7 protein-coding genes are annotated in these 10,094 nt (G+C 72.0%); 1 reads left to right on the forward strand and 6 read right to left on the reverse strand.

Features of this window, described 5'->3' with window-relative positions; translation table 11 throughout:
* Positions 1-30 precede the first annotated feature (30 nt).
* Both AB0O29_RS00665 and AB0O29_RS00670 read right to left on the reverse strand, forming a co-directional pair.
* A complete protein-coding gene (locus AB0O29_RS00665; RefSeq protein ID WP_365143817.1) occupies positions 31-1,629 on the reverse strand; it encodes a PQQ-binding-like beta-propeller repeat protein in 1,599 nt (532 codons plus the stop codon).
* Positions 1,630-1,675: 46 nt separating this feature from the next.
* On the reverse strand, positions 1,676-3,304 hold the full coding sequence (locus tag AB0O29_RS00670; protein WP_365143820.1) for an AMP-binding protein: 1,629 nt from the start codon (positions 3,302-3,304) through the stop codon (positions 1,676-1,678).
* A 129-nt stretch (positions 3,305-3,433) separates the two neighbouring features.
* On the opposite strand from AB0O29_RS00670, the gene AB0O29_RS00675 reads away from it, so the two are divergent.
* Positions 3,434-3,703 (forward strand): phosphopantetheine-binding protein, encoded by a 270-nt coding sequence (locus AB0O29_RS00675; RefSeq protein WP_365143823.1) that lies wholly within the window; start codon positions 3,434-3,436, stop codon positions 3,701-3,703.
* An 87-nt stretch (positions 3,704-3,790) separates the two neighbouring features.
* Here AB0O29_RS00675 and AB0O29_RS00680 read toward each other — a convergent pair whose 3' ends face one another.
* The 4 genes from AB0O29_RS00680 to AB0O29_RS00695 all read right to left on the reverse strand — a co-directional run bounded on the left by AB0O29_RS00680 (position 3,791) and on the right by AB0O29_RS00695 (position 10,038).
* On the reverse strand, positions 3,791-5,044 hold the full coding sequence (locus AB0O29_RS00680) for a pyridoxal phosphate-dependent aminotransferase (RefSeq protein WP_365143826.1): 1,254 nt from the start codon (positions 5,042-5,044) through the stop codon (positions 3,791-3,793).
* A complete protein-coding gene (locus AB0O29_RS00685; RefSeq protein ID WP_365143829.1) occupies positions 5,041-6,423 on the reverse strand; it encodes a lysine 2,3-aminomutase in 1,383 nt (460 codons plus the stop codon). The genes AB0O29_RS00680 and AB0O29_RS00685 overlap by 4 nt, the downstream gene beginning before the upstream one ends.
* A 258-nt stretch (positions 6,424-6,681) precedes the next feature.
* Complete coding sequence (locus tag AB0O29_RS00690; protein ID WP_365143832.1) at positions 6,682-8,301, reverse strand: MFS transporter; 1,620 nt, start codon at positions 8,299-8,301, stop codon at positions 6,682-6,684.
* 141 nt (positions 8,302-8,442) lie between these two features.
* Positions 8,443-10,038: an AMP-binding protein gene (locus AB0O29_RS00695; RefSeq protein ID WP_365143920.1), complete on the reverse strand. Its 1,596-nt coding sequence runs from the start codon at positions 10,036-10,038 to the stop codon at positions 8,443-8,445.
* Positions 10,039-10,094 lie beyond the last annotated feature (56 nt).

Genomic DNA, 10,094 nt, shown 5'->3' on the forward strand with positions numbered 1-10,094 from the left:
GCCCCTCGGTGTCGTGTGGTGCGGCGGGCGCTACCTGCCGTCCACCGTGAAGGCGTAGAAGGTGCCGGAGGTCAGGTTGCCGGTGGTGCCGGCGCCCTGGCTGAACCGGGCGTAGCCGTTGCCCCAGTAGACGGTGCCGTCGACCACCGCGGGGCCCGCGTTGGAGGAGTACGGCGCGTCGAACTCCCACAGGTACGCGCCGGTGGCGGCGTCCAGGGCGTACATGGCGCCGCTGGTGGACCCGCCGAACACGACGCCGTTCGCGGCGGTCAGGGCGCCCCAGGCGAAACCGTCGGTCTTGTCGGCGACCTGCCACAGGACCTTGCCGGTCTGCGGGTCGAGCGCGGCGAAGGAACTGCGGGTGGTGGTCGTGGTGGCGCCGGCCAGGGTGTACGGGATGCGGAAGAAGTTGGCCTCGGCGACGTAGATCCGCTTGTCGTCGTTGGCCGTGCCCCACTCGATGCCGCCGATGTGGCCTCCGGGGCCCGCGGCCGCGCTCCAGACGACGTCGCCGGTGGTGGCGTCCATCAGCCAGTACTCGCCGCTCTTCTCGCCGGCGCCGATCACCTTGCGGTAGCGGCCGTCGGCGGCCTTGATCGTGAACAGGTGGGCGCCGTCGCCGAAGTCGTAGTCGTTGCCGGGGTTCGGCGGGCAGTTGTTGGGCGGGAAGCCGGGGATGCAGCCGGTGTTCCAGGCGTCGAAGCGTCCGGAGCCGGTGTGCCACTTGATGCGGCCGGTGGTCATGTCGAGGGCGAGCACGGAGTCGACGTAGTCGTCGGGCGCCAGGCACTGGCCGGGCTTGCCGCCGGCGGTCTGGCAGTCGCTGGCCTCCTTCGGCACCGTGTAGTTGTTGCCGGTGGTGAAGTACACGGTGTTGGTGGCCGGGTCCAGGGCCGGGGTTCCCCAGACGGCCACGCCGCTGTAGCCGCCGGTCTTGCCGCCGTTGTCCGGGACGGTGTACTGGCGCCACAGCAGCGCGCCGGTGGCGGCGTCGATGGCGTTCACGCTGCCGCGGAAGGTGCAGCAGGGGTAGGCGGGGTCGAGGGCGCCCTCGGACTCGCGGGAGGAGACGCCCTGGTAGATCACGCCGTCGTGGACGACGGGCGACTGGGTGAGGACGGCCTTGTACTGGGAGTCGATCTGCCGGCTCCACACCAGGGCGCCGGTGTTCGCGTCGACCGAGATCAGGTTGGCCTTGGTCCAGTCGGCGATGTAGACCCTGCCGCCCACCACGGTCGGACTGGAACGGGAGACCGAGTCGGCGACGCCGGTGTACTCGGAGACCTTGTGCGACCAGATCTGCCGGCCGGTCTTGGCGTCGACCTTGTGCAGGTAGCCGCCCCAGTCGGGGAAGTACACCGCGCCGCCGGTCACGGCCGGGGTGGCGGACACGTCGCCGTGCGTGGTGAACGTCCACTTGGGCTTGAGGCGGCCGACGTTCCGCTTGTTGATCGTGTCTTCCTGCGGGTTGGACCGGCTGTTGCGGATGTCGTGGCCGCCGGTGGACCAGGACGCCCCGCCGTAGGCGCTGCCCGGCTGGGCGGTGACGAGGGTGGCGGTCAGGGCGGCTACGGCCAGCAGGGCGAATCTGCGGACCGCTCCCTGCCGGGGCCAGAATCTTCTGTGCATGGCGACTTCTTCTTCCGGGGTCGTGACGGATTGCGGTGGGGGAGGTTCAGGGGACCGGCACGGGGACGGGCGCCGGCACCTGCGCGGGCTTGCCGTGCAGTGCGGTGGCCCGGGCGGTGAGCGCCAGCCGGTCGGTCTTCTTGTTCGTGTTGAGCGGGAACTCGTCCAGCCGGTGGTAGTGGCGCGGGATCAGCTGCGCCGGCAGCACTCCGGCCAGGTCGCGGTGGAACTCCTGCGGCGAGCGCTGCTCCCCGAGGTAGAAGGTGACGAGTTCGGTGCTGTTGGCGACGGGGACGCCGACCACCACCGCGCCGGTGACCGGTGAGGCGTCCCGCAGGGCGTGTTCGACCTCGGCGAGTTCGACGCGGTAGCCCTGGACCTGCACCTGCGAGTCGGTGCGACCCAGGTAGACCAGCTCGCCGCCGGCCAGCCGGCGGACCCGGTCGCCGGTGCGGTACCACCGGACCCCGTCGCGCTCCAGGTACTTGCCGCGGCCGTCCTCGGGGTCGAGGTAGCCGGCCGACAGCTGGGGTCCGGCGAGCCACAGTTCGCCCTCGTCCCCGGCGTCCTCACCGTGCTCGTCGAGGAGCAGCTCGGCGTGGCCGTCGTGCAGCAGGCCGAGGGGGACGACGCCGTTGACGCCCAGCCGGGTGGACTCCTCGGGCGACCAGCGGTGGCGGTGGGTGGTGATGGTCATCTCGGTGGGGCCGTAGACGTTGATCACCGCCGAGTTCGGGGCGGCCCGCTGCCAGGCGTCGGTGTCCTGGAACTGGAGGGCCTCCCCGCCGAAGTAGGTCCAGCGCAGGGAGGGCATGCTGCCGGGCACCAGACGCCCGGTCCGGCGGGACAGCGAGATGACGCTGGGCGCCGAGAACCAGACGGTGATTCCGTGCTCCGCCACGAAGCCGGGCAGGTCGCGGTAGGCGTGCGGGGAGACGGAGACCAGCGGCGCGCCCACCGCCCAGGCGCACCACAGGTCGGATACGGCCGAGTCCCAGTTGAGGTTGGCGGCCTGGGAGAAGACGTCGGCGGCGGTGAAGTCGTACCAGGAGTCCATCAGCGCGAAGTAGTGCGCCATGTTGCCGTGGGTGAGCCGGACGCCCTTGGGGCGGCCGGTGGAGCCCGAGGTGAACAGGACGTACGCCACGTCTTCGGGGGCGGCGGACCGGGGCGCCGGGAGGGCGCTCGCGGGACCGGTCCGGACCGGGACCAGGCCCAGGGCGGCGAGTGTCCCCGTCTCCTCGGCGGCCATGTGCGGGGCGAGCACCGGAAGGCCGGCGAGCGCCGAGAGTTCCGCCGGGAGGGCGCCCCGGTCCGCGCCGAGGAGGGCGGCCCCCTCCTCGTCCACGATCAGCGCGGAGACCTCCGCCGCGGCCAGCATCGAGGCGATCTTGCCGGCGGGGAAGTCGGCCAGCAGGGGGACCGCGGGCAGACCGGCGTACAGGCTCGCCAGGATGGCGACGTACGAGGTGAGGCTGCGGCCGGCGACGATCCCGACGGCCTTGGGCGGGCCGCCGGGGGCGCAGAGCAGCGCGCCCGCCCAGGCGAGGGCCTGCCGGTGGGCCGTCGTGTAGTCGACGGTCTCCTTCCCGACGCGCACCGCCACCTGGTGCGGCGAGCGCTCCAGGCCGCGCAGGAAACGGGCGTGCAGCGCGGTCGGCGCGATTGGTTCCATTACCGCTCCTTCTCGCCGGAATTACCGGCAAGCTCTCGTCAGAAAAAATCGAAGGAGTTCCCTGTATGCGCCGGACGCGCATTTCTGGGACGCATTGACACACACGGACGGCAGCAGCATCATTCCCGTATGCCAGAACTCACGAATCACACCTGGGACGAGGCTTTCGAGTCCGTCGTCCGTCCGTTCCTGCCCTATCTCTCCGCCGAGGAGAAGCTGGCCGGGGATTCCCAACTCCGCGAGTTGGGCCTGGACTCCATGGGTACGGTCGAGCTGCTCGCCGCCCTGGAAGGCGCTTATGACGTCCGCTTTCTGGACGATGCGCTGAAGCTGGAGAATTTCGCCAGCCCGGATATCCTCTGGCGTACGCTGATGACCGAGACCGAGTCCTCTGCGTGACCATAGAAACCCCCGGCCGGCCCGACGAGGACATGAAATCCGAGTCGGGCCGCTTTCTTTTGCGCCGGGAGCGGGACCGGGAATTCGTCAGGGGACGAGCTGCTGGAAACCGTCCTCGATCCGGTCGAGCAGTAAACGGATGTGCGGCAGGGCGACCGGGTCCGCGGCGTCGAGCGCCAGCTGCTGCTCCCCGACGGTGTCGCCGTAGAGCATGCTGGTGGCGCACTTGAAGCGCAGCGCCTCGCCCTCGTCGCCGAGCAGGTGGCCGGCGAGCACCACGATCCCGAGGTCCAGCATCCGGCGGGCCAGCGTCGGGGAGTCGGTCACCCCGTACTTCGCCAGTTCGCCGCGCACGGGTTCGAAGTCGGGGTAGACGTAGAACGCCCCGGTGGGGGGCCGGCAGGTGGCGCCCGCGTCGACGGCGATGCGGTGCACCTCGCGGGCGACGGCCCCGTGCAGCCGGGCACTGGCCCGCAGCCGGTCCCGGATCTCCTCCGGCTCGCCGAAGGCGTACTCGGCGACCTCCTGCATCGGCTGCGCCAGCGTCGACCAGATCTCGCTGGCGACGGACACCACTCCGCTGCGGATCCACTCGCCCCACGGCCCCTGCGGGAAGCGGGCGGCGCCGATGCGCCAGCCGCCCAGGGCGAGGCTCTTGCTGAGTCCGGTGGCGGTCACGGTGATCTCCGGTGCCACCTCGGCCGGGCTGAGGAACTCGGTCGCGGGGTCGTGCACCACGTCCCGGTAGATCTCGTCCGAGACGATCAGCAGGCCCTCCTCCCGGGCGATCGCGCAGAGTTCGCGGACCAGCGCGGGCGGGGCCAGGGTGCCGGTCGGGTTGTCCGGCAGGGTCAGCACCATGATGCGCGGGTCCCGGCCCAGGACGCGGGCGGCGGTGATGCTCTCGCGCAGCGACCGGGGGTCCGGGACGCCGCCGCACTCCTCGGGGATGGCGACGGCGATGGGGTGCTTGCCGGCCAGCCGGGCCTGGGGGGCGTAGGTGTTCCAGGCCGGGCGGGGCAGCAGCACATCGCCGGGGACGACGTGGCCCAGCGCCATCAGCAGCGGCTTGCTGCCGGGGGCGACCACGATCTGGTCGGCCCCGGTGGGGACGCCCCGGCGGCTGAAGTAGCCCGCCACCGCGGCCCGTACACCGGGCGTACCCGCCACCGGTCCGTACGCGTTGCGCTTCGCGCCCGCGGCGAGCCGCTCCATGAGCGGGGCGAACGGCGGCAGCCGCGACTCGCCGAAGCCGAGGTGGATCAGCGGCTCCCCGGCGGCCTGGCGCTGGGCCACCAGCTGGTTGAGCGCCAGGTTCGGGGACATCCTCATGTCGTTCATACGGGGCTCCCCAGCGGGGTGGCGGCCCGGATCCCGAAGAGCTCGGGCTCGGCCTTCCAGGCCGGACCGGCGATCGCGCGGGCGATGTCCGCCGGGACGCTGCGGTCGAGCCGCAGCTCGTCCAGCCAGGCCGCGTCGGGATCGTAGTGCGCCAGGAAGGGCCGGCCGACCAGCCGGGGATCGCGGGCCTGCGCCATGTGCAGCTGGAGGAAGCGGCCTTCGGCGGTCTCGATCACGCCGTCCACGGCCACCTTGCCCGGCGTCGCGGACATCACCGGACCGCGGACCGTGCGGGCCAGGCCGGGCAGCGTGCGGTAGGCCGCCTGGAAGATCTCGGCGGCCCGGGCGAGCGGCACCCGGAAGTAGTCGTACGGGCCGGTGTCGCGCTCGACGAACATGTAGTACGGGACGGCGCCGAGGGCCAGTTCGGCCCGCCACATCCGGCTCCAGACATCCGCGTCGTCGTTGACCCGGGCGATCAGCGGGGCCTGGCAGTAGACGAGGGCGCCGGTGGAGCGGATCCGGGCGACGGCCTGCCGGGCGAGGTCGGTCTCCAGCTCCCGGGGGTGGCTGAAGTGCGCCATGACGGCGAGGTTGCGGCCCGAGGCGACGACCTGCTCGAAGAGGCGCAGCAGCTCGTCGGCGTCGGGGTCGGTGACGTAGCGCTGCGGCCAGTAGGCCACCGACTTCGTACCGATGCGGATGGTCCGTACGGTGTCGACGGCGAGCAGCGGCTCCAGGTGGGAGCGCAGACGTTCGGTGGTCATCACCATCGGGTCGCCGCCGGTGACCAGGACGTCGCCGGCGTCCGGGTGGCCGCCCAGGTAGGAGATCAGGCCGCTCGGGTCGGGGGCGGCGAAGCGCAGGTCGGCGTCGCCGACGAACTGGGCCCAGCGGAAGCAGTAGGTGCAGTACGAGTGGCAGGTCTGGCCCTGGCTCGGGAAGTACAGCACGGTCTCGCGGTACTTGTGCTGGAGGCCGGGTATCTCGGCGCCCTCCCGCACGGGGACGTTGAGTTCCTTCTGGCCGGAGGGGTGCGGGTTGAGCCGGCCGCGGATCTGCCGGACGAGGGTGCGCAGCGCGATCTTGGAGGCGGGGTCGGCGGAGAGGGCGGCCAGGTCCCGTTCGTTCTGCTCTGTCAGCATCCCCTTCTGGGGGAAGACCAGTTGGAACATCGGGTCGTCCGGGATGCGGTCCCAGTCGATCAGGTGCGACAGGACGTACTCGTTGACGCGGAAGGGCAGCACCATCGAGACGAGCCGGACGGTCTCCCGTATGTCGGCGGGCAGGCCGTAGCGGTCGGCGATCTCGTCGAGCTGGCGCGGCCCGAGCGCGCGGAACCGTGCCGTCTCGACAGAATCGGTTGCCAGCAGGGACATGCGGATATTCCTCCAGCCTGGGTGCCTGGCAGTTCGGAGCGTGTGCTCGAACGCGATTCGATGCTAGGAAAACGATTCGGCCACCGGACCCCAGAGCCGACCCCAGTACCACCCCTTCTCGAGGTTTCGGCCGACACCGCCGGGCGGGTCCACGGGGGCGTACGCGAGGGCCGTCCGGGCATGGCGAAGCCGCCCAGGACCGACGGGGGAACGCGGTCCTGGGCGGTTGCGGGTGGGCCCCCGGAGGGGCGGCAGGGGCTAGGCGGCGCCCACGCCCGGCCGCTCGGCGGCCTGCTTCGGCTCCAGCGGGGCGCCGGCCAGTTCGGCGGCGCGCGCGTTGTCGTTCTGGACGGCGCGCAGCCCGATCACGGCGAACACCGCCGCGCCGGCCATCACGACCGCCCCGGCCACCGAGGCGGCGTGCACCTCGCTGGTGAAGGCGGCACGGGCCGCCTCGACCAGGTTGGCGGAGGCGTCGCCGCCGAGCTTCCCGGCGGCCGCGAGCGCCCCGCCGATGGTCTCGCGGGCCGAGCCCAGCGCGTCGGCGGGCACCCCGGCGGGGGCGTCCAGCGCGGAGCTGTTGCGGTAGACGGCCGCGCCGATGCTGCCGAGGACGGCGACGCCCAGGGCGCCGCCGAGTTCCTGGCCGGTCTGGAGCAGGGCGGAGGCGGTGCCGGCGCGCTCCGGCGGGACCTGGCCGACGACGAGCTCGGTGACCAGGGTGAGCACCGGGGTCAGCCCGACGGCGAGCGCGATGATGCCGATCAGGATGAGGACCAGGCCGTCCTCGGCGGGCACCTGGGTGAGCATCAGCAGCGCGACGGTGGCCAGGGCGAAGCCGGTGCCGATGATGTGGGCGGGCTTGACGGTACGCACGAGGACGGTGGCGACGGGAACGACGGCGCCGACCGCGAGCGTGCCGGGGATGGTCCACAGCGCGGACTTCAGGGCGGTCATGCCGAGCACCGACTGCATGTACTGGGTGCTGAAGAGCGAGTAGCCGACCAGGGTGAAGCAGGCCAGCATGTTGACGGTGACCGAGGCGCCGAAGGCCCCGTTGCGGAACAGCGTGAGGTCGACCATCGGGTCGGCGCTGGTGCGCTGGCGGCGCAGGAACACCGGGGCGAGGGCCAGGCCCACCAGGATGGCGCCGACGTAGGGCAGGGAGAAGCCGTCGACGGCGATCCGCTTGAAGCCGTAGATGACCGGCAGGACGACGCCGAGCGAGAGCGCGGCGCTGATGAGGTCGAACCTGCCCGCCGCGGCGTCACGGAACTCGGGCAGCAGGAACGGCGCCGCCACGAGCAGGAGCAGCATCACCGGGACGTTGATCATGAAGACCGAGCCCCACCAGAAGCCGTTGAGCAGGGCGCCGCTGACCACCGGGCCGAGCGCCGCACCGGCGGCCATGCCGGTGGACCACACGGCGACGGCGCTGCGCCGCTGGGTCTGGTCACGGAACAGGTTGCGGATCAGCGCGAGGGTGGAGGGCATCAGCGTCGCCCCGCCGATCCCCTGGAGCGCCCGGGCGATGATCACCATGTCGGCGCTGGAGGCGTAGGCGGCCAGCACGGAACCGGCCCCGAAGACCAGGGCGCCGATCAGGAGGAGGCGCCGGCGGCCGATGCGGTCACCGAGCGAGCCCATGGTGAGCAGGACGCCGGACAGGACGAAGCCGTAGATGTCGATCATCCACAGCTGCTGGCTGCCGGACGGTCGCAGATCCTCGCTGATGGAGGGGATGGCGAAGTAGAGAACCGTCAGGTCCATGGAAACGAGCAGCACGGGCAGGAGCAGAACGCCGAGGGCGATCCATTCCTTGCGGCCCGCTTTTACCTCCGGTCCGGCGTTGTCGTTCTCGCTCAGGGAGCTGGTCATGGGGACTGTCCAATGCTGTCGTGGCGGGGGCGTGTGTCCAGTAAACGGACCCCGGGGCGCGCCGCGCCGGGGCCGGAGCCGTTTCAGGGGTCGCAATAGGGGTCGGAACAGGGGTCGGGTCAGGGGGGCCGGGGTGGGGTTTCAGCCGTTCCCGGCGACGAGTGCCGCCAGGGCCCGGCGGTCGGTCTTGCCGTTGGGGGTGAGCGGCAGACCGGGCAGCAGGGCCACCTTCCGCGGCACCATGTACTCGGGCAGGGTCTCCTTGCAGAACGCGCTGAGCACCACCGGGTCGGCGGCGAATCCCCGGGCGGGCACGACGTACGCGTAGAGCTCCGGGTCGGTGCCCTCGCGCGGCCGGACGACCGCCGCTGCGGCCTCCACGCCGGGGAACTCCAGGAGCCTGCGCTCGATCTCGCCCAGCTCCACCCGGTTGCCGCGGATCTTGACCTGGAGGTCGGAGCGGCCGATGAAGTACAGCTCACCGCCGTCGCCGCGGTAGGCCAGGTCATTGGACTTGTAGACCACTTGGCCGGAACGGGGGTTCAGCGGGTCGGGCACCAGGACCGCCCGGGTCGCCTCGGGGTCGTCCCAGTAGCCGGTGAAGAGGGAGGGGCCGCGCAGGTGGATCTCCCCCACCGCACCGGGCTCCTCGACGGGCTTGCCGTTCTCGTCGATCAGCAGCATCTCGGCGCCGGGGTAGGCGAATCCGATGGAGAGCTTGTCGATGCCCTCGGGCAGCGGGTTCGGCACGTCCGTGAGGGAGAAGGCCATCGCCTCCGTCGGCCCGAAGCAGTTCACCACCCGGGTGTGGGGCAACAGGGCCTGTAGCTGGCGCAGTTCGGGGAGCGGGAAGGCCTCGCCGGAGAACAGCACCCCGCGCAGCCGGCCGGCCAGCGCGGCCAGGCCCTTGGCCTCGTGCCGCAGGACGGGCCGCCAGATGGACGGCACACCGTCGACTTGGGTGGCGCCGGTGTCGGTGAGGAAGCGCAGCAGCCGGCGCGGCCAGTGCATCAGTTCGCGCGGCACGGGGATCAGCTGGGCGCCGGAGCCCAGGGCCAGCCCGATGTCGAGCAGGGCGAAGTCGAACTGGAGCGGGGAGGTGGTGGCGAGGCGGTCCTCGGCGGTGACGATGCCGTGCCGGAGCATGCCCCGGTAGAAGGACAGCACCCCGCGGTGGCTCATCACGACACCCTTGGGCCGGCCCGTGGTGCCCGACGTGAAGATCATGTAGGCGGCGTCGGTGGTGACCGGTTCCCGCCGGTGGCGCACCTGCGGGGCGGGGGCCCGCTCGATGCTGACCCCTTCGGGGCCGAAGCGGGCCGTGCCGATGGACTCGGGCACGCCCTCGCGTCCGCCGGCCGTCGCCTGGAGGTGCAGCGCGGGCTCGGCGGTGGCGGCGATGGCCAGCAGCCGGGGGGTGGGGACCTCGGGGCTCACCGGGATGAAGGTGAGCCCGAGCATCGAGCAGGCCAGCAGCATCGCCACGGCCGAGGCGGAGTTGTCGCTCTCCAGGATCACCCGCTCGCCGATGTCGAGTCCGAGGGAGTCGAGGGTCACGGCGTAGTCGTGGGCCCTGCGCTCCAGCGCGCGGTAGGTCAGGACGCGGGAGGTGCCGTCCCCGGCGGCCTCCCAGACCGCCGGGCTGTCCGGGGCTGTCCGGGCCGCCGCCAGCATGAACTCGTGGATCAGCTGCGCCGGTTCGTGGACCGCCGCCGGGCGTTCCGTGCTCAGGGTCACCGTCGTGCCGCCTCTGCTCGTCGTTTCGGGGTCGGTCGTCGGGGTCGGGGCCGGGG

The sequence above is a fragment of the Streptomyces sp. NPDC089915 genome (assembly GCF_040684675.1).
Classification (GTDB): domain Bacteria; phylum Actinomycetota; class Actinomycetes; order Streptomycetales; family Streptomycetaceae; genus Streptomyces.